Raw genomic sequence first — 22,561 nt, forward strand, 5'->3', positions numbered from 1 at the left:
CAGCAAGCACCTAAACGCAATAAATGTCGAACCGTCAAATTGCTTAATCGCTAATATTAACAAACCACAAATTGCTCCACCACTGACGCATATTAGCAATCTGAGCCATTAAAGATTATTCAATTGCCCAGCTAAAACCAATGGCTTTGTAATAAAATTGTTAAGTTTAAATAATGAAAAACTGCTACTATATAGTCCTGTCTATAATGCTTTTATCCTGTCTCAAACATGGCAAAAGCAACTCCTTACCTACTGACCAGGAAATCAACAATACCATTAAAGAGATTTACGAATTGAAATTGGATAGTGAGACGGACAGCGAATGGAGACAGTTCATTCAATCTAACCCTATTACAATAAGACCAAATATAAATTTACCTGAGTTGACCTTAAATAATGAATCGGAAAAGTATTTCTCAAAAAAGGATTTGAAATATATGATCAGGCAAAGGCAAATGATCAAAAATTGTCATCTCGATTCAACTATATTAAACGATTATAAAATAATAACTAGTGAAGGCGATGATTATAAAGGATTGATAAATGAATTCACTATACCACTTTACTCATTAGATAGAAAAACAATCATTTTAACCGAGGGATATAACAGGGGAGTTTTATCCGGATATTCATATACTTCGATTTACAAAAAGAATAATCACAATTGGGAGCTAGTATATAGATCCGATAAAATAAGATATTGATAAATTAAGCGCTCCCCCGCCGGCGCAGATTTGTAATCTGTGCCTTAAAAGAATACGCTTAATTATCTTCTTGCTTGAGCAAACACATTAACTGTCGAACAGTCAAATTGTCAAATTGCTTAATCGTTAAATTGACAAACCACAAATCTTTAAGGTCTGGTACCGATTGATTACCTGTAAACCTGAACTATTCGATGACCCATTGATCGAACAAGCTATTAAGCTAACAATTAATAACCTGCCTATTGAATCACCATGCGTTTTGTACCAGTTAGTTTATCATTGACGAACAACGAGTACAGATAGGTGCCGGACTTTAACTGACCGGAGTTAAACTGAACTTCACCTTCTCCCGGTTCTTTGATGCTGAACCTTGCCATTTCTTTGCCATTGATTGAATAAAGGATAAGATAGGCTGAGTTATAGGTTTCAGCAATATAATAGGAAATAGTTGTGCTGGAACTAACAGGATTGGGTGTGTTTTGATACAATACAGATTTGCTTGCCTGTATGGATTTTAATGATGCAGTGGTTGCTATTCCTAACCTGTCCAACACTTCTGCCATTTGGGTTTCCAGGGTAGCTATCCTGTTTTCAAGCGTTTCGATTTGGTTTTGCTGGTCAACTAGTATCTCGGAAAGATCAACTGTGTTACCTCCTGAAATTGTTAAGGAAGTGCCACTAATCGACAAATTCTGCTCGTCAGTATTATCCTTATAGGCGGATAAACTGACGGTAGTGCTGCTTGTGGATGTGCCTAATGCATCACCCTCCAGGTAAAGAGATGCCCCCCCCGACTCTTCTAAATTAGTTTCTTCAAGCCAAAGTGCTAAATCAACACTATTACCGTCCTCTATGCTTAAAACACCATCTACCAGTGATAATGACTGATCATCTGTTCCTGTTCCGTCTTGTAATGCGGATAGGTTTACTGAGTTTCCGTTATCGATAGAAAGAGTAGTACCTGTTAATGCCAGATTCTGCTCGTCGGTATTGGCTTCGTAACCATCCTGAAGAGCGGATAAATCAACCGAGTTGGCACCTTCTATATGCAGTGTTGTGCCCGATAGTGTCAGGGCTTGGTTGTCGGTATTGGCCTCGTAACCATCCTGAATAAGCGATAAATCGATAGTACTGCCGTTTTCGATGGACAAGTTGGTGCCCGACAAAGCTATATCCTGGGCATCGGTATTATCCAGGTAAGACGACAAATCCACTGAATTACCATTGGAAACCGAAAGACTATGGTCGGTAATAGAAAGGGTTTGCGCATCGCTATTGTCCATGTATGCTGATAGGTCGATGTTATTTACACCGCCCGATATGCTTAAGTTATGATCGGCCAAACTTAGTTCCTGATTATCGGTATTATCCATATATGCAGAAAGGTCAACCGAGTTACTTTCTGAAACGGACAGGCTATGGTCAGTCAAATCCAAACGTTGAATACCATTTGACAGCCAGGTTGTACCATCCCATATTTTCAGTAGGTTATTCGTGTTGTCATACACCATCATGCCTTTGTCATCTGTTGTTAAGCTTCCCACAAACTGCTCCAGTTCTTCTTCCGACAGGCGGTTGATCAAGAAACCTTTATCTGTTTCTGAAAGGTCGATACTGGCATTGAGGTTTGGTGCCGTTGTTCCTATACCTAAGGTCATACGGTTATTGGCTGATGTTCCACCTATAACGAAACTATTATCTTGTGTAACGCTGGCATTGGATCCAATGGCCACTGAATGAAGGCCTGAAGCACTGGCATAACTACCAATGGCTATGGCACTATCGCCCGATATTTCTGTCTCCCGTCCTATGGCAATAGCATGGTCGTTGGTGATGCTTGTTTCGTAGCCAATGCCAATAGAGTATTGCGAATTGTCTTGCAAATAAGCCTTATTTCCGATACCAATAGAACCCGTTGTCAATACAGTAGCAATATTGCCAATGGCAACGGCATAATTACCAGTTACATAGGTGTCATAGCCTAACATGGTAGCATAATTACCACCTGCATAAGCTGAATAACCAATAAATGTAACGCCAGACTTATTAGTGCCGTTAAAATCAGCTCTGGCGCCTATGCCAACATTATACTGCCCGTTTCGGTTCTTTCCTCCCGTGCGATAACCTAAATAGGTGTTATAACTGGCATCATTCGTTTCATTGGTCCGGTTATTGTCATATCCGGCACCATAACCCACAAAAGTGTTGAAGTCAGCATACTCATTAGCTGCACCCGAGGCAAAACCTATGAATGTATTGGCCTTACCTTCACCATTATCAGTTCCTGCTCCACTACCTAAAAAGGTATTGGCTGAACCGGTAGTGTTATCATACCCAACACTGCCTCCTGAAAAACTAATATTAGAAGTACCTTCGATTGTCTCAGAAAGACTGTATGTCGCTTCACCTCCTACAAAAGTATTGCCGGTTCCGGAGGTGTTCTTATAGCCGGCTACACTACCTACAAAGGTATTATGGTCGGCTGTATTATTATAGCCGGCATCTTCTCCAATGAAGGTATTTTCATCACCGCTTATGTTGTTAAAGCCAGCCTCTTCACCAACAAATACATTATCAACGCCGGAGGTATTGTAGTAGCCGGTGCGGTAACCGATAAACACATTGTCGCCGGCATCACCATTACTATTACCTGCCAAAGATCCGAGGAAAGTATTGTGATAGCCATTATAATTTGATGCACCTGCACGCATACCAATAAAGGTATTGTGTTCTCCCGAGTTGTTATAGCCGGCTTTGTAACCAATAAAGGTTAAATGATTATTGTATTCGTTTAAATGTCCGGCAAAGAATCCCACAAAGACACAGGAGTCACCACCATCGTTATTATCTCCGGCACCGTTACCGGCATAATAAGTCCCATATTGTGCATTGATGATCTGGTTGATGCCCCAAAAGAAGCATAGAATAATAAGTAATTGTTTTTTCATGATGTGTGTATTAAGTATCAAGGTGCAAGACTTAATTACAGCTCGCGTATTCCTATATCTTAGTCAGGATGGTTTGAAAAGAAAGATGAGAAGTACCCGAGGAATAGGAGGATTAAACAGGCAAAGGCACACTACAAATTTTGCTACTGCTTATGCCTTTGCCTGTATACTCTGAATATTATCGTACAGAAAGTTTAGATACTTCTTGTGTCCCTTTGATCTTTACAAGGTACATGCCTTTGCTTAGATCGCTAATGTTTATTCTTTGATTAGTATAGCCCGTTTTATACAATTGGCCCGTGATACCGTATACACTGAACTGAACTGTTTGATCTGTCTTCACAATAATGTAATCATTGGCAGGATTAGGATATACCATCACATCATTTTGTAAATGATTGTCGATGGCTGTGGCAACACTCACGGTAACCTTATGGCTACATGTTGATGTGTTTCCTGTTGCATCTGCTACCGTCCAGGTAATAATATTATCTCCCATTGCTAATGATTCACCTGCCAATTCTGATTCATTATTAAAGTCGTTAGTGTAATCAACCGGTGAACAGTTATCGTCAGAAGCTACTATTTCAAACTCGCCATCATCTACTACATAAAAGTTTCCGTCATTGGCAATCACCGTTTGATCATCAGGACAAACTATAGTAGGATTGGTGACATCTTGAATCACCACATTTTGCGTTTGAGTGCTTGTATTGCCATTACCATCATCATAGGTCCATGTTACCAGGGTTGTTCCCTGTGTGGTAATTGGCAACACAACATCATGAGTTCCCATTACCGTGCCTGCAAAGTTATCGGTGGCTGTTGGTGCAGTTAGTTCGGTCACTTCACACTCGGCAGTGATATCACTTAGTATTTCTACATCTGCAACCGGCGCTGTGCCATCTGTGATAATCACATTTTGGGTTTGCGTTGCTATATTTCCGTTACCATCTTCATAAGTCCAGGTTATAATGGTGGTCCCTAATGTCTTGATTGGCAATACAGCATCATGTGTACCCACAACACTTCCTGTACACATATCCGTTGCAGTAGCTGCAGTTAATGAAGTCACTTCATTGATTCCTTCTATATCGCTTAAAGTGGTTTCGTCAGGTACCGGAGCATCTGATTCCAGGCCACTGTCATCTATCGTCCAACCAAATTCTGACATTAATGTTTCTCGGGCTTCGCCTGCACTACAGTAGCTGGCATTTATGTTACCCAGAGTTACATCTGACTGGATCGGCTGAGCAGCCCAGCCTTCCAAAAGGGCGTCATAATTAGTGGTTGATAAACTCAGCCCTTGTAGCATATTATACATGTTTGAATTTGATGTTACACCTGACAATACCCAGCTACCCAGGTTTTGGTCAAAACTGCCTGCATCCTGAAACATATGGAAATATTTGTCTACCGAAGAAACATCCCATCCTGAAATATCCTGATTAAAAGCCTCTGCATACGCAAACATATACCGCATATCAGTAACTTTTCCAGTATTCCAGCCCGAAATGTCCTGGTTAAAAGCAGTCGTTTCACTAAACATATATCCCATATTGGTGACCTCACTCATATCCCATCCTGAAATATCCTGGTTAAAAAGAAGACATCCACGAAATAGATCATAAGTGGTAGTTACATTGGCAGTATTCCATGAACCTATATTTTGATTAAAGTCTTCACAGTCCCTGAACATGCCTTTCATAGTTGTTACATTACTAACATCCCATGCTGAAACATCACCGGTGAATGAAGAGCCATCGAACATATAAGACAGTAATTGTGCATTACCCATCTCCCATGTTGACACATCACCATCAAAGGATGTATTAGCAAATAAAAAAGAGAAATCAACCACATGACTAACATCCCAATTAGATAAATCCCCGGTAAAGGATGATGCTCTCTTGAACATGTTTGCCAGACTGGTTATGTTTGATAAATCAGGGGCATCTGTTGCGTTATATTCCATATTAACACAACTGACAAATGCATTTTCCATATTTTCCCATTGAATAGTTCCCCACTGATCAATAGAGCTTAGTTTCTGGCAATCGCCACTACCGTTGAACAAAATTGCCGGAAAAGTTCCCTGAATGCGTATGGTATATGCTCCTGCAGATCCATAATCATAAGTCAGATCTCCCGAAGCATTTAAATCATCAAATACCCCGTCGTTATTCCAATCAACATCGTAATCGTATGTTAAATCAGAATTTGTGGGAATAGTAAAGGAAGTTGAACCTGAAGTTCCTTCATTATCGGTTTGTACGCTTATTACAAAATGCTCTGAATCTGAGCATAGTCGACCTTCGTCCTCAATTATCCAACCGTAAGTATCTGTAAGGATGTTGTGAGATGCTCCGGCACTGCAATAACTGGCAGGTACTGTACCTAAACTTATACCTGAAGGAACCGTCAATGCAGCCCAACCCATTAGTATATTGTCATAATTCTCTGTTGACAGCCCTGATGACCTGAATATATTATTCAAATAAGTAACATTGCTGATATCCCATGCAGAAAGGTCCTGATCAAATTCCCAGGCGTCTCTGAACATGGCGCGCAAATCAGAAGCATTCGACACATTCCAGCCCGAGACATTGCCATTAAAACGGTATGCTCCATTAAACATATATGGCATTTGTACAACTTTACTTACATCCCAGGTTGAGACATCTCCGTTAAAAACTGCAGCCTGGTAGAACATGTATTTCATATCGGTGACATTACTAACGTTCCAGCCGGTAAGATCCTGGTTAAAAGCAGTGTTTTGCTTGAACATTCCATACATATTCTGCACACCGGAAACATCCCAGCCCGATATATCCTTATTGAATGAATTAGCAGCTTCAAAAGTATTCTTCATGCTAATCACATTGCTGACATCCCAAGCTGATATATCCTGGTTAAATACACTTGCCTTAGTGAAAGTTGACTCTAAAGTTGTGATAGTAGACACATCCCAGTTGGAAATATCACCATTGAATAACCTGCAATTATAAAAAGTACCTTTTAATGAAGTAGTATTGGAAAGGTCAGGTGCATCTGTTGCATTGTAAGTCATATGGAGACATCCGTAGAATGCGTTTTCCATGCTCTCCCATGAAATACTTCCCCATTGGTCAATGGATATAAGCTTGGCACAATCGCCTGTGCCGTTGAAATAGATGGCCGGGAATGCTCCACGTATACGTATTGTATATGTGCCTTCTGCTTCAAAATCATGGGTAATATCACCAGTTAAACCTGTTTCATCGAAAGTTCCGTCATTATTCCAATCCACTTCATAGTTATAGGTATATGAAGGGTTGGTTGGTATGGTAATTTCGGTTGAACCGGAAGTACCTGTTTCATTGGTTTGCCAGGTGGTAATGAATTCGTTTTGTGCTAATGCCAAGTTGCTTCCTGTCCAAAGTAGAGCTATAAATAGGATACTCTTTTGAAGAGCTTTGGAGCAAAACTTCTTTTCTTTCATGATGTGTGGTTTTGTGTTTTCACTGCTAAATAACATCGCATCAAAACCCTAAACCAATTCATTCAAGTTTTACCCCTTTATATTCTACGAAACGGGTCATATTTTATTCAAATGAGCGTTAAGGAGGTGGTAGATATGCGATACCGCTGGAGTCGTAATCATAGACCTGTTTGAATTTCTATATCTATGCCACTCCTCTGGAGTGTGGTTTGTATGATAATTACATAAGACCTTCAGCTCTGTGCATATGGTCATTAAATGATGCCATAGGCATCACATATTTATAGAATAAATAGTTATATTAATAACGACTCCTATGGGAGTCGAATAATAAATAATCAAAAATCTGAAATATGGCTACTACCTGGCCGATTTTCCATATTTATGGCACATCGCTGAACGGCGGCTATATCTAACTGAAAAAACAACAACATGTCACTCAGTTGGAGTTACCTGCCTTTACACACAAATATTACCTTGTCTTTATCTTAAATTATTTAATCCCTTACTGCTTGAATTCCAACAACTCCAGATACCTATCCTGATTCATGGTGTAAACACAATCCAATATTGATTTCTTCCAATGGATTAAAGCCTGATTATCATTGGTTTCAATACGCGATAAAATAGTTTCCACTTCGCTGGATTCGTATACTAATATGGCGTTTAACTGCTCAATGAAGGGGTTTAAGTAGGCAAAATCCTCAATGCTCAGTTCTTTACTATCATCATTCAATTTGCTATGCTTATTATCAGCGCTACAGACTTCATCAGCATGTTCTGCCAACTGCAAAGTAAACCAGAAAGTTGCTCCCTTGCCTTGCTCACTTTCAAAGCCTATTTCACCACCATGGGTTTCAATGGCCATTTTACAGAATGTAAGTCCAAGACCTGTTGAACGAACAGAACCCGAGCGTTTGGCTTTGGCTTGAGCAAACTTGTCAAAAACCAGGTGTTTTTTATCATCGGATATGCCTTCACCCGAATCACTGATGCTGACTTTTAACGACGAATCCGTTTCCCTAATGACAATTATAATGCTACCGTTTAATGGTGTATACTTTATAGCATTGGTCAATAAGTTAATCATTACCCTTTCAATGAGCTGACCGTCAACCCTTACAGTATAAGCATCATTTTTGTCCACATTTAAGGTGATGTTCTTTTGTTCTAACAGGTAGTCAACAGATTCTATGGCATTGTTTAAAATGGTAGAGAAGGTGTAATTTGCAAGTTCCAGACTAATTTTAGCCGCTTCAGCTTTATACACATCCAAAATATTCAGCACCATGTTCAACATCTGTTTACCTGATTGCTGAGTCATTTTTAAAGCCAGCTGCGGTTCTGTTTGTGGCGCATTAATGATAACGTTCAAAGGATTTTTTAAGTCGTGCACAATCATTCCTGTCATGTCCTGTTTAAATTCGTCCAGTTCAAGTAGTTTTTTGTTTTGACTTTGAATCTTTTCCTTTTGCTCAGCAAGTATTTTATTCGCTTTTCGTTTCTGGACAAAACTTCGCAGGGTGACAAGCGCTAAAGTTAAAATCAATACCAATCCACCAAGGGTCGCATTTCTGATAACCTTTTGTTTGTTTAATGCTGCCTTTTGCAGGGCATCTTTCTTTTCTTGTTCCAGTTGAATGGCTTCTTTTTCTTTATCAAATTCATACTGACTCTCCAAAAAGGCTAATTCCCTCACTTTTTTTTCATTGACCACACTATCATTCAGCTCTTTGTGTCTGATATAATGCTCATATGCTTTCTTGTAGTTGTTCTTCTTTTCATAAATTTTTGAGTAAAGTATATGAGCATCTCTCATATTTCCTCTGTCATTACGCTGACTAACGTACTGATAAAATTTATCTAAGTTGTCTTTCGCCGATTCAATTTCATCCAAATAATATTTAGCCTCAGCAAGTGTAATAAGGGCGACATTATATCCTGAATGTTTCTTATACTTAGTGCTGTACTGAAGAGAGCTGTCGCAATAGGCGACAGCCTCTTTGTACTTCTCGTGCCGTATGTTAATTCTTGCAACAACCCTATATACTTCCTGTAAGTCAGTAACAGATTTAGCCTCTTTTGCAATGTTAATTGCATCCTGATAATAAATTAGTGCCTGTTCATATTCTTTTTTGCTCTCATACACTTTACCAAGCCTTAGGCTTAATGAAACGATTCCTCTTGTTGTTTTTTTGTCCTTAGCTGCTTTAAGCCCTGTTTTAAAGTGATACTCGGCCTCATCGTAGTTTTTAAAAATAGCATGAATTTGCCCTATCCCATTATGAAGTATGTGCTCAAAGACATGATACCCCTGAATGTTTTTACTTTCATCCAAAGCCCTGTAAAAGTAGTTTAAGGCCTCTGTATATTCCTGAGCTCTTCCAAGTTTCTTTGCCTTTTCATTGAGTAATGTGACAATCAGATGGGGGTCTTGTTCTTTTTCAGAGTAGAATATGGCCTTATTCAGACAAGAATCACCTTCATTCTTATCTGTGCCTGATGAACGCATTATAGATAGCATAAAATAACTGTAAGCTAATCTTTTGTAATCATTGCTTAAGTGCTTCATCTGAATAAAATGTTCAAACATCCTCGCAGACTCGTCCCTTTTTCCAATAAAGAAATTGGCATATCCTTTATAAAAATAGGCTTTAGAAGAAATATCCTTATCCCCAGGGTATAAGCTATCATTCTCAATAGCCATGTTATAGTATTTTAGCGCTTCCTGAGGCTTTTCCTGACCGGCATTAATACGTCCTTTAAAATAATAAGCTGAAGATAAGGTGTAATTAAGCTCATCTTTCTGACATAATACAATTGCAGAATCGGTTAAAACATTACCGTTTTCGAATTCCTTTGTATGGAAATAATACTGACTTTTCATTATGTAATAGTCGGCAAGCCCTTTGGAATAGTTGAGCTTTTGAGCCAAAAATCTGGCTTCGTCCAACAAAGGTTTCATTTCCTCTGTATTGGTTTTCTTTATAACATCAGACAGCTCAATTAATCGGTCAACTTTTAGTTCGTCATCTTTCGATGAATGAATCAGTTGTTGGAGGCTATCTGCTTTGCTATTTTGAGAATACAGCTCAGGTATACAATGAAAGAGCAAAGCGATAAAAAAGTAAATTAAAAGGACTTTTTTCATAACAAATTTTAGTCGGCGAATTTAGTATAAAACAGTTATATTTCTGTTACACAAAAAGGAGCACTACAGTTACGGTAAAGTAAGCAAAAGAGCTTAAATAAAAGGTACTTTTAAGCGAGCAGTATATACATTATCGCGTTCAGTAATTTTTAACTCATACTTATCTCTGTAAAGCAAATCCAATCGTTTGCGTGTGTTTACAATACCAATACCAGCCTGTTTATTGGCACTTGTGCTTTGGTCGGGAATCAGGTTTTTAATTTCAAAAAGAAAATTATTTTCTTCCGCTTTTATATCAATGTGAATAAATGATGTCTTATCAATACCTATACCGTGTTTAAATGCGTTCTCAAGTAAGGAAGTAAATAACAAAGGTGGTATTGAGCATGCTGGTAAGGCTTCCTGAATATTCAACTGAATATCAACTTTTCCTTCAAAGCGTAAACGCATTAGCTCCACATAATTCCTTACAAAGTCTACCTCTATTTGGATAGAGTTCGTTTCCCTTTCTGATTCGTACAGGAGGTGACGCATTAACTTCGAAAGTATAATGATATACCCTTTTGCTTCTTCGGCATCCACATCAATTAAGGCATGTATATTATTTAAGGTATTCATCAAAAAATGGGGACTTACCTGACTTCGTAAATAGGCCAGTTCACTCTGTACAAACAATGCCTCTACCTTGTTCTTTTCCTCATCAATTTCAGCTTTCTGCTGCTTTATTTGCCTGTACGAGTCTGATAGGCATAGCATGGAATATACCCTGGCCGTTAACTCCAACGGATCGATGGGTTTACGCACATAATCTGCCGCTCCGGCCTGCAAAGCAGTGTTCAGGTTTTCTGTGGTGGTCATCACCCCGGTGCACATAATGACAGGAATATCGGACGTAAGCATTTCCTTTTTCAAAGCGCTGATTAACTCTACACCGTTCATTTGCGGCATATCCCAATCGGTAATAATTAAATCGGGCAGTTTTGATAAAGCCAAACGATAAGCTATTTCTCCATTGGGTGCTTTCAAAAACTTGTAATTATAATCTTTATCTGAAAAACAATTTACAATAGCCTGGAGATTCTCCGGTTGATCATCAACAATCAATATCTTTTTCTCTTCCTTAAATGTCATCAATAATACTCCCCTCTATTTATTTAACGAGTTTTCTTCCACATACTTTTTAACCTTTGGCAAATATTGTTCACTGATCGGAATATAGGTATCCTTGTTAAAAATGATACGGTTACGTTCCAGGGTGGTAAAGTATTTCAGATTGATGATATAAGATCGGTGAACCCGCATAAATTTATCCTCACTTAATAATTCTGTTGCTTTCTTCATCGACATGAGTGTAACAATAGAGGAACCATCTTCCAGGATGATTTTTAAATACTCACGCATGCCTTCCACGTACAAAATATCATTCAGATTAATACGAATATGTTTGGTTCCTGTTTTAACAAAAATATTCTCGTCTTCCTCAATCCCCTTCTTTACCTGATTAACGCTACTATTTGATTTGACTTTATCTGCTGCTTTTAAAAAATCAGCATATCCAATGGGTTTTAGCAGGTAGTCCACTGCATTCACCCTGAAGCCTTCCAAAGCAAATTGACTATAGGCGGTTATAAATATTACTTTGGGCGGATTGTTGAGCGATTTTACGAAATCCATCCCGTTGAGCTCTGGCATTTCAATATCCACAAACATCAGATCGACAGAGTTATCCTGTAAATAAGCGATGGCCTCAATAGCATTATCAAACTTACCCACTAATTGCAGATAAGGTGTTCTTTCTATATAGTTGCAAAGTTGCCCAAGAGCCAGTGATTCATCATCAATGGCAATACACTTTATCATGATTCGTTTATTTGGTTTAAATGTAACAAAAACAAGGTTTACTATTTCAAAGTCATTTAAATCTCTAAATATCAGAATTAAACTTGAAGGCAACTATTGTTTTCAAGGTTTGACCTTTTTTATTCTACTAAAACCTTAATGTATTCCACCAATTATCTATCCTGACGGTTTAAAACACCTCTGATAAAATCTGCGGAAGAAGGTGTCAAAAATAATGATTCTAAAGCCCATCGCAGGCGTTGATTTGCAATCTGTACCTTTAAAGATTTACAACTCACTTTTCCCCATCGGTCACCGGTCTCCCATCCTTGGTCTCTTTTCTCACCGCTCACCTCTTTGTCGAATTGTCGAGTTGCTAAAATTGAGGAATTGTTGCGTTATGCTTAAAGACCTTTATGGTGAGTTAAAAAGATAAACTTTTAAACTAATAAACAGTCGCATGATCTAATGGTCTTTTAGTGCATGGTACTCAGTGATAGTGCACCACTCATTACTCACCGCTCCCCCGATGGCTATCGGGGTCTCACCTCTCATCTCTTTCATCAGTTCGACTGTTCTCCCATCGCTACCGCGCGAGGCCTTCAGTCTTGACTTTTGAGAACTCGTCGGATGACTAATAGCAATTATCGTTAGTCATCCGACGAGTTATGCTTACCGAACTACCTATTGACCCTATGATCTAAGAAACTCCGTCATCAGTCAACTATCTTATGTCTTTGTACTACTGCAATGTGAAACCTATTTGAGTCATCATGGTCAGATCGTCTTCAACGGCATGGATTTCTGTTACCATATCATCTACGATCTTATAGATTTGAATACTCTTGTAGGCTATCCTGTTGTTGGTTGGAGCAACCTCCTGAAAACTGTTTTTATGTGTGCCTGTCAATGTCAGTAGCATGACTACATAAGTACCGGAAGCAAAAATGTTTTCAATGATATGTTCATAATCCGGAAATGCCCTGTAGAACATTTCGATCATAGGAATAGCTTCATCCATACTCATGGCCTTGGCAGCACTACCCATAAACAGCTTAAAATCATTGGTGCATGTGTTTCTTAATGATTGTAGTTCCTGCTTGTCGAGGTATTCGACGCACTTTTTCGTTGTTTCAATATTTCTTTTTTCCTGAGCCTTAATCTGTTGAAACTCCTTCAACAGAGACTCTTCCTTTGTAAGGTGTTTTGTTTCCATGGTAAATTGTAAAAGGTAAATTGTGGTGATTTAAGGCCAGTGTCTTCATTCATAACTTTAGCGAATGACCTCGTAAAAAGCACTCAAATGCATACGTAATAAAATGAGTAGCTTTAATGATCAGAGAGCAGCACGTTGCCGTCAGGAACCGGAAGAATAGGTGATAATTAAGCAAAGTTATTACCGGATTGAACACTTGTCAATTGGGTGTTAGTGATGAAATTTATATCCCTCGCTGGCGCAGATTTGTAATCTGTACCTTTAAAGAATTACAACTCCCCATCGGTGACCGGTTGCCCGTCCTCGGTCTCTTTTCTCATCGCTCCCCCGATGGCTATCGGGGTCTCATCTCTCATCTCTTTCATCAGTTCATCAGTTCTCCGATCACTCACCTCCCTTCCTTCCACGCAATAATCATAAATTATAACTAGCTTTGATTATCTTACCAGTTCATTGCCCGATTATGATTGTACAATACTACTCCGATCTGCATTTGGAATTCCCTAAGAATAAGGCATTCTTAAAGGAGAATCCTATTCCGATAAAGGGAGATATATTAATATTGGCAGGCGATATCGTACCAATTGTCGTACTGGAGGAGCATGACGACTTTTGGGACTTTCTTTCCAACAACTTTCAATATGTATACTGGGTACCCGGCAATCATGAATTTTACTATGGTAATATTTCGGCATGCTCAGGTCCTTGTAATAAAAAGATAAGAGACAACATTATGCTGGTCAACAATACCACTGTTGCACTCAATGGAGTCAGGTTTATATTCAGTACGCTATGGACTGCTATTTCTCCCGCTAATCAGTTGATGATTCAATACCAGATGCCCGATTTTAAGGTGATTACTGATGGTGAAGATATCCTGACACCTGAAGGCTACAATCGACTGCATGCTGAGTGCCTTCGCTTTCTGACTGGCGAACTGGCTAAAACTAATAATGGAAAGACTGTTGTGGTAACGCATCATGTACCTACTTATACCGGTTATCCTGAACGATACAAAGGAGACATACTTAACGAGGCCTTTGCCGTTGAACTAAAGCACCTGCTTGAAGCCTCTTCCGTTGATTACTGGATATTCGGACACCACCATCAAAACACCTGCCGCCTTAACATTGGTCAAACACAACTACTGAGCAGCCAGCTGGGCTATGTGCACTACAATGAGCATCTGGACTTTAATAATGATTCGTGGTTTGAGGTTTGAATTGATGAACTTATAAAAATGTCGAATCGTCAAACTGATAAATCGTCGAACTGAAAAAGTGAACCGCTAAGGCGCGAAGAGGTTTAATAAACGTATATATCTGTGCATCCTGAAATCAGCTCTCATCCTTTTCAAGGAGGAGTACCTCAGCGAAGGAGAGGGGAGGTGGTTTTAAAGACGGATGGCGTAAGTGAGACCCCGATAGCCATCGGGGGAGCGGTGAGACACCAAATAAATTTTACCCCTTTTATATCGACTGTCTTCTTTTCTTTTCTATTTTTATCGCGTAAATGCAGATTAGATCGGGACGATCTGCTAACCTAAACATCATGAATTATTTCGACATTGTAGCTGGCATCATACTGATACTGGCCATTATTAAAGGTTTTAAGAACGGTTTAATTATTGAACTGGCTTCATTGGCCGCTTTGGTACTGGGTTTATTTGGAGCCATCAGGTTTAGCAGCATCACCGAATCATTTCTGATCGAGTACATTGACTCTTCTTACATCGGCATTGCAGCCTTTATCATTACTTTTATCCTTATTGTTATTGGTGTTCATTTAATTGCCAAAGTCGTTGACAAACTGGCCTCTGCCATTGCCCTGGGAATGGTTAACCGGGTGCTGGGTGCCATTTTCAGCTTATTGAAATATGCCTTTATCATTAGCGTTGTGATCGCCATACTGGGAAGCTTCGAAAAAACATACAGCCTTATACCCGAAGAGCAAAGGGAATCGTCACACCTGTATGAGCCACTGCAATCCATTGCTCCTTCGGTATTTCCTTATTTACAATTTGACGATGTCAGGGAACAGGTTGATAATGCCAGAAAAGGAATTGACGTGTAATTACTTCACCTCAACCCCATTTAAGGAATTATTTAAAGCATGTAAGAGGGTATCATTATCCACGGGCTTTTCAAACACGCAAGCAAATCCCATCTGCTGGAATTTCAATTGATCATCAGCACTTAACGACTGGGTTGTTTGTCCGATAAATGGCACATAAATGCCCATTTCGCGGATACCCGGAATAAAGCCTTCCAGTTCCAGTCCCGGCATTTCCAGGTCCATTAGCACTATATGAATATCATTACGCTTGAGTAATAATTCACGTGCCGACTTTTGTGTTCGGGCCGAGATTAAAGTGATCTTTGTACGGTCCAGCACCTTACGCATTTGTAGTTGAGCGGTACTTGTCGCATCAATCAGCAGCATCATTTTATTGGACCAGCTATAATTGGCCGGTGTTTTAACAACCGGTTCCTTAGGCTCTGCCTTTGGCTTAACAGTGTTTGCGACTATATCGTTTTGAGCTTCGTTCATGTGATCAACACCGCTATGTGGCACAGAACTTAACTCAACTCCGTTTTGCTTTATACCACTGCCATTTTCATTGTACTGTATCGGAAGTGTAAAATAAAATTCCGAGCCCGTCTCTGGTTCTGACACCAGGCCTATATCTCCATCGTGGGCCGCGATCAGGCGCTTACAGATAGATAAACCCAATCCGGTTCCCCCATAAAGCTTCGAGGTACTTTCATCGGCCTGCCTGAAAGGTTCAAAGATCAAGGACTGCTTATCGGCCGCTATGCCAATACCCGTATCACGAACATAGAAACGTACACGTTTGCCTTCTACTGCATAGCCAAACTCGATAAAACCTTTTTGCGTGAACTTAAAGGCATTACCCAACAAATTGATGAACACCTGGCGTAAACGACGGTGATCGCACACAATAGTCAAAGCATCATTCTCGTCGGGCAAATTCAAATAAAACTTAAGGTGTGTTTTCTGGTCAATGGCCATTCGCTTCTCAAACAGCAGGTGCAACTCCTTAAGCAGCCTGGTGATATTGAATGGTTCTTTGACCAGGTTTAATTCACCGCTTTCAATTTTGGCCAGATCAACAATATCATTAATCAGCTCCATGAGGTTTTCAGAGCTTTTATTAACGATATCGATGTATTCAATCTTCTCGCTTTCTGATATATTATCTTCTTTCAGCAGGTTGGTAAAACCAACAATCGCATTTAATGGGGTGCGTATTTCGTGGCTCATATTGGCCAGGAATGCCGATTTCAGCTTGTCGGCTCCAATGGCTTTCTCTTTAGCGATAACCAGCTCCTGCTCTGCCTTCTTCTTTTGGGTGTAATCTCTCCCTACAATTAACAGCGATGAAAGTTCGGCATTGTTTGTTTCAGGAGTAATGGTCCAGTCAAAAGCACGGATAACATCTTTAAAACGGAATTCAAGCTCAACATTGGTTGATACGCCCGACTTCATCACAATGTCAATACCCTTTGACAAGCCGTCGACCAGTTCTTTGGGCAGTTCTTTTATTTTATCCAGTTCAACACCAAGACACTGGTATTCCTTTAAAGCAAAATCACTCAGGAAAGCCTGGTTACAGTATGAAAGGAGCCTGCCGCTGTCAATACGGATAATATTATCAGGTGAATTCTCAGTCAAGGCCCTGAACTTCTCCTCACTGTTTCGGAGTGAGGCTTCATTATTGATCCGTTTTGTAATATTATGAATGGAAACATAATAATGCAGATTGCCATCGAGGTTAAGCGTAGTCATATAGATCTCGGCATGAACAACCTGGCCGTCTTTGTTTAGCAACTGGGTATCTCCCCTGTAGTCATCACCTTGTTTGACACGTGTAACTGAGTCATTGAAACGCCTGATATATTCGTCGGATGGAAAGATTTCCATAACCGAACGTTCAAAGATCTCTTCCTGTGTATAATGTAACATGTCACATGCCGCAGTATTGGCGTACATCAGCTTCAGGTCGCAGTTGATAATTAATATGCCATCGATGGTGGCCTCTATTAACTTACGGTTGCGTTCCTCGCTTTCGCGCAAGTGTACCTCTGTTTTTTTGGCCTGGGTAATGTCTTCTCCTATTATGAGGTAACAATCATCACCAACCGATTGCGGAGCCGGCGTTCCCAAAACGCGAATAACCAGTTCTTCACCGTATTTATCGCGCATGTGAGCGTCCATGGTGGCAATGCCGTTCTTTTCAATATTCTGGTAAAACTGACTGATGGCACCTTCATCCTGGCGTCCTTCGAAATAAAGATCGGCAATGTTTTGCCCTACCAATTCATCTTTGCTATAACCCGAGTGCAGCAAAGTAGCTTCGTTAATGTACTCGATAACACGGTTGCGAATAAGCATGATACCAACCGGTGCCGAACTTAATATGCTTTGCAAAAAGCGCTCTTTGTCGGCCAGTTCACGGTTGACTTTTAGTATTTCGGCATGACTACGCCTTATTTCAACCACCCCGGCCTCATGCTCATAGGCATTGGCAATTAAACGGGCCGACATCTGCAGCAAATCGATTTCGTGTGGTAACCATTCGCGATTAAAGCTGCACTCATCAAAGCCTATAAAACCATAATATTGTTCTTTAACCCATAAGGGATAAACCAAAACCGATTGTATACCCTGGTTATTAAGGGTGTCATATACCTCATCGGGTAAGTCTTTTATGTCAGAAGCTTTAATTATGTTTTCCTCCTCCAGCATACGCCTCCATTCCTTAAAATCGGCATATGATAAATTCTGAAGGTTTTCTTTTTCCGAATTAACACCCTCATTGCACCACTCGTAGGTATTGGAGAAGCCAATGGAGTCTTCATGATTTTCAAAAATATAGATGCGGCTAACATCAGCAAACTGCCCCAAAACCTCCAGGGTTTTCGTCAAACGGTCCTTAAAAAATTCGTCGGATGATAAAATTGAAGACAGGTACAATGGCAGGTAACCGGTTGAAATCAACGACTCTTCACCTTCCGTATTGAAAGGAGCTCCGTATGCACTGCCGTAGATGCGTTTCATCATCCGCTTTAGGCGAGCATTCTCTGCTTTTAATGTTTGTACGTTTCTTTCCTCCACTTTCCTATTTCAAAAAATCACTTTCTTAACAATAATCTGTTACATTACAAATGTAGCTTTTTCATCACCATAAATACGGTCGTTGCTAAATGAAAACAGGCCGTTCGTGTAAAAAATCAAACGTTTTACATATATATATTCATAATAAAGAGTAGATAGCCGCACTTTCATGAAAGTTTGCCTCTAACAGCAAAAAGTATGTATCTGGAATGGGTATTTTTAAATCATTCGGTTATTTTTGAGAAAATGTTTTTTGGATGGAGCAAAAGAATGGATTAGTCATTAAATCAACCGGTAGCCGTTATACTGTTTTATCAGATGATGGAACAACAATCGTGTGCCAGATAAGAGGTAAAATCAGGCTGAAAGGTATAAAAAGCACTAATCCGGTATCGGTTGGCGACCGCGTCACCTATGATGATGACGGACTGGGAGAAGGTGTGATCTCCAATATTGAAGAGCGAAAAAACTACATCATCCGAAAGGCGACGAACCTCTCAAAGGAGTCACATATCATTGCAGCTAACGTTGATCAGGCAGTGCTTATTGTCACCATTAACTACCCTATGACTACCCGGGTTTTTGTCGATCGCTTTATTGCGGCCTCTGAAGCCTATGGCATTCCTGTGACCATTGTGTTCAATAAAACCGACCGCTATGACCAGGAACATATGAAGCTGTTACAGGAATGGCGTGACCTGTATGAGGGTATCGGTTATAAAACCCTGGCTGTTTCTGCCAAAAAACAGGAAGATCTGTGTGAAATTGAAGCTTTGCTAAAAGATAAGATATCTGTTTTGAGTGGTCATTCCGGTGTTGGAAAATCCACGCTTATCAATCGTGTGGAACCAAACTTAAATCTTAAGACAGCAGAAATATCAGCTATCCACCAATCGGGTAAACACACAACCACCTTTGCCGAAATGCACCCACTTAGCTTTGGCGGATACATCATAGACACACCGGGCATCAGGGGATTTGGTTTGATTCACATTGAAAAAGAAGAGCTGTATCACTATTTCAAAGAGCTTTTTGATTACGCCGCTGATTGCCGCTTCCATAACTGTACACATTATAACGAACCGGGCTGTGCTGTAAAAGCCGCCGTTGAAAACGGGGATATTGCCTATTCGCGTTATGAAAGTTACCTGAGTATATTACTGAACCGAAACGATAAATACAGATAAAGTGCAAACAATGGGGTAAACAATGAAGAAAGCCTTTGTCATATCATTTATCAGTATTGCTTTTTTAGTAGTCTCCAATGTCTATTACTACATTGACACCTACAAATGGCAAATTAACACGCAGGAAGAGATTCTTCTGAAGCAGTCGTTAATGGTACGCGATAAACTGGCGCAATTTGCCAATAAGACCAACACTGGCATCTCCATTCTTATCTCACAAAACGAATTAGACAGCCTGTTTTTGTCACGTGGCCACTCCATTGAAGTGCAGAAACGACTTGAACTGCTATACAATGGCTTTAGCGAGCAGCTGAATGAGCTGGCCGTATACGATACCAAAGGCAATGCCTTTGAACTGAGGCGCAGTGTGCAGGGTACGTTTATATCGGCCTTTACGCATTCTGATAAAATAAATGTGAGGGAAGCCAAAGTGCTTATTAATCCCCAGGGAACAAGAATCATTTACATTCAGCCACTTCATAAGGAGAGCGAGATTATTGGTTTTGTAAAGTTCGATATGGACCTGGAGAGCTTCTTTACCTCCATATTCCATAACTTTAATGTGAAAGATGTGAACTTTCAGTGGGTGATGAAACCCAATGGCGAGGTGGTATACAATACACTGGAGGTTAATAAGTTTATTCCCATACTGGAAGGGGTTAATGATAAGATTGGCCAGGAAGATTATTTCTCAAAAGTTCATTCCTTAAAAATTAATGGTGAACATACGGATGTGCTGACAATGTTTAGCAAACTGTACTTTAACGGTGTTGGCTATTACCTGGCTTTTTCAATGCCTAAACATATTATTACAGCATCCATTGCCCGCTACTCGTTCCTGGTTGGCGGCATATCATTGTTTATCATCTGTTTAATAATGTTGGTATTTAGCATCTACCAGCGACGGCGCACCGAAGATGAGCAAACGCTTAAAAAATCGGAAGAAGCATTGCGGAAAATGGTGTATTACATGCCGGTTGGTGTGGTGCTGATAGATAGCCGTAACCGCATCAGGCAAGTCAATAAAGCCGCTTTAAAATTATTTGCCTTTGACGATGAAGACCAGCTGGTGGGCCGCATTGCCTGCGATGACATCCTGTTTGAAAATAAAATACGACTGGACAAAACCTCTTATTCAACACAGTCAAACAAATACATCTTAAAAAGCAAGGCAGACGAGGAGTCGGTTATTTTACACGAGCAGATACCTTTCTTCCTTTTGCGCGAGAAGTATACCATACAGGTATTTGTAGAAGTATCTTCGCTTGAAAAGGAACGAAAAGATGAGGAGATGGCACACAAAGCCAAATCGACCTTCATTGCCAATATCAGTCATGAATTGCGCACACCTTTAAACGGCATCATAGGCATGACCGATATACTGCTTTCATCAGAGAAAGATGACAATGACCGTAACCTTCTTTCGGTGGTGAAGCGTTCAGCTGATACATTACTGGCCCTTATTAATGATATACTCGACTTCTCAAAAATGGAGGCCGGGCGCTTTGAGATAGAAGCCATACCGTTTGACCTTCATGAGGAAGTTGAATCAACCATACAGTCGTTTATTCCGCGAGCCAAAAACAAAGCGATCAAGCTCACCTGGGCATCAATGATGAGATTACCTGATCATTACCTGGGCGATCAGATCAGGATCAGACAGATCCTGAACAACTTATTGAGCAACGCCATTAAATTTACCGAAGAAGGTCGCATTCACCTTAGTGTTAAACAGGTAAGAGGAATCAACGGATCGCCTGCCATATTATTCTCATTAAAAGATACGGGGATCGGCATTGCAAAAGATAAACTGAAGAGCATCTTCAATTCATTTTCGCAGGAAGATGAAAGCACCACCCGTAAGTATGGAGGAAGTGGTCTTGGCATCAGCATATCCAAGCAACTGGTGAATATGATGGGAGGCGAAATATGGGTCGATAGTCCGTCGGGCATATCCAGCAACCCTGACTATCCGGGATCTGAATTTGCCTTTACCATACCATATAAATCAAAGACCCATCAAAAAACCTACAATTACAATCACATTACTTCACTTCGTAAGGTAAGGGCCTTTATAATATCTGACGAACCGCTGCAGGTAAGAACACTGATAAAGAACCTGGCATCCTTGCGCATTGACTATAAAGTATTGCCACCGTCCAACGAATCGATAGACATTATCCGAACCGATAATAAGCACCACTTACTGATTATTGATCAGCGCCCTGATTTTAACGGTTTAGACTTTTTGCAAACCATATACAACCATCGTCTGCACAAGCGCATGCCAATCATACTTCAAAGTTCAGATTTTGAAAGGGCCAACACCTCACTGGCCAAACGCATTGGTGCCGATGTGTATTTAAACAAGCCGGTTCAGCTGAACACACTGGAAGAATTCATCCTTCGTTTTTTCCAAAACATACCAGATAGAAGAACAGGGATAACAAACCTTAATAATACCAAAGCTTTAAACGTACTTGTAGCTGAAGATAATGTACTGAATCAACGGGTTGCCAAAAACCTTTTTGGTAAAATAGGGCATACCATTGACATCGCTTCAAACGGACTGGAAGCCGTTAACAAAATGCGTCAAAAGAAATACGACATTGTATTTATGGATGTACTGATGCCACGAATGGATGGCATTGAAGCCATTAAAAACATGCGTGAAGGCGAGAAAAGCTGCCCGATAATAGCCATGACCGCCAGCGTTGATGAATCGGAAAGAAACAGGGTGCTTGATGCCGGCATGGATGATTTTATAACCAAACCAACTAAGGTTGAAGACCTTTCTAGGATGATTGCCAAGTGGTGCAACAAGTAAATTAAGCATAAAACAGGTTCTGTCTTTTGCCTGAGTAAATAGTATAAAGTAGTAACAAGTAATAAA

The 22,561-nt window shown here is 40.1% G+C and carries 12 protein-coding genes; 5 read left to right on the forward strand and 7 right to left on the reverse strand.

All coding sequences use genetic code 11. From position 1 onward, the window contains the following. Nucleotides 1-173: 173 nt before the first annotated feature. Nucleotides 174-704, forward strand: coding sequence for a hypothetical protein (locus tag ACRD69_RS05405; protein ID WP_430814048.1), 531 nt, complete (start codon nt 174-176; stop codon nt 702-704). Nucleotides 705-946: 242 nt separating this feature from the next. Here the strand turns inward: ACRD69_RS05405 and ACRD69_RS05410 are convergent, their stop codons facing one another. The 6 genes from ACRD69_RS05410 to ACRD69_RS05435 all read right to left on the reverse strand — a co-directional run bounded on the left by ACRD69_RS05410 (nt 947) and on the right by ACRD69_RS05435 (nt 13,342). Then, complete coding sequence (locus tag ACRD69_RS05410; RefSeq protein ID WP_430814049.1) at nt 947-3,655, reverse strand: T9SS type A sorting domain-containing protein; 2,709 nt, start codon at nt 3,653-3,655, stop codon at nt 947-949. Between the two features lie 178 nt (nt 3,656-3,833). Next, nucleotides 3,834-7,136: a BspA family leucine-rich repeat surface protein gene (locus ACRD69_RS05415; RefSeq protein WP_430814050.1), complete on the reverse strand. Its 3,303-nt coding sequence runs from the start codon at nt 7,134-7,136 to the stop codon at nt 3,834-3,836. 505 nt (nt 7,137-7,641) lie between these two features. Continuing rightward, nucleotides 7,642-10,287 carry an ATP-binding protein gene (locus ACRD69_RS05420; RefSeq protein ID WP_430814051.1) on the reverse strand — a complete coding sequence of 882 codons (2,646 nt, stop codon included), beginning with the start codon at nt 10,285-10,287 and terminating at the stop codon, nt 7,642-7,644. Between the two features lie 93 nt (nt 10,288-10,380). After that, nucleotides 10,381-11,418 (reverse strand): response regulator, encoded by a 1,038-nt coding sequence (locus ACRD69_RS05425; RefSeq protein ID WP_430814052.1) that lies wholly within the window; start codon nt 11,416-11,418, stop codon nt 10,381-10,383. 15 nt (nt 11,419-11,433) lie between these two features. Beyond that, nucleotides 11,434-12,147: a LytR/AlgR family response regulator transcription factor gene (locus tag ACRD69_RS05430; protein WP_430814053.1), complete on the reverse strand. Its 714-nt coding sequence runs from the start codon at nt 12,145-12,147 to the stop codon at nt 11,434-11,436. Between the two features lie 721 nt (nt 12,148-12,868). Beyond that, nucleotides 12,869-13,342: an ester cyclase gene (locus ACRD69_RS05435; protein ID WP_430814054.1), complete on the reverse strand. Its 474-nt coding sequence runs from the start codon at nt 13,340-13,342 to the stop codon at nt 12,869-12,871. A gap of 463 nt (nt 13,343-13,805) precedes the next feature. Between ACRD69_RS05435 and ACRD69_RS05440 the strand changes: the two genes are divergently transcribed. Both ACRD69_RS05440 and ACRD69_RS05445 read left to right on the forward strand, forming a co-directional pair. After that, entirely contained in the window at nt 13,806-14,564 is a 759-nt protein-coding gene (locus tag ACRD69_RS05440; protein WP_430814055.1) for a metallophosphoesterase, read from the forward strand. 329 nt (nt 14,565-14,893) lie between these two features. Continuing rightward, on the forward strand, nt 14,894-15,415 hold the full coding sequence (locus tag ACRD69_RS05445) for a CvpA family protein (RefSeq protein WP_430814056.1): 522 nt from the start codon (nt 14,894-14,896) through the stop codon (nt 15,413-15,415). Here the strand turns inward: ACRD69_RS05445 and ACRD69_RS05450 are convergent, their stop codons facing one another. After that, nucleotides 15,416-18,481 carry a PAS domain S-box protein gene (locus ACRD69_RS05450; protein WP_430814057.1) on the reverse strand — a complete coding sequence of 1,022 codons (3,066 nt, stop codon included), beginning with the start codon at nt 18,479-18,481 and terminating at the stop codon, nt 15,416-15,418. It lies immediately after the preceding gene. A 257-nt stretch (nt 18,482-18,738) separates the two neighbouring features. On the opposite strand from ACRD69_RS05450, the gene rsgA reads away from it, so the two are divergent. Together rsgA and ACRD69_RS05460 are read left to right on the forward strand one after the other, a co-directional pair. Beyond that, on the forward strand, nt 18,739-19,668 hold the full coding sequence (rsgA, locus tag ACRD69_RS05455) for a ribosome small subunit-dependent GTPase A (RefSeq protein WP_430814058.1): 930 nt from the start codon (nt 18,739-18,741) through the stop codon (nt 19,666-19,668). A gap of 22 nt (nt 19,669-19,690) precedes the next feature. Continuing rightward, a complete protein-coding gene (locus tag ACRD69_RS05460) occupies nt 19,691-22,495 on the forward strand; it encodes a response regulator (RefSeq protein WP_430814059.1) in 2,805 nt (934 codons plus the stop codon). The last annotated feature ends 66 nt before the right edge of the window (nt 22,496-22,561 follow it).

The organism is Carboxylicivirga agarovorans (genome assembly GCF_050589845.1).
Lineage (GTDB): Bacteria > Bacteroidota > Bacteroidia > Bacteroidales > Marinilabiliaceae > Carboxylicivirga > Carboxylicivirga agarovorans.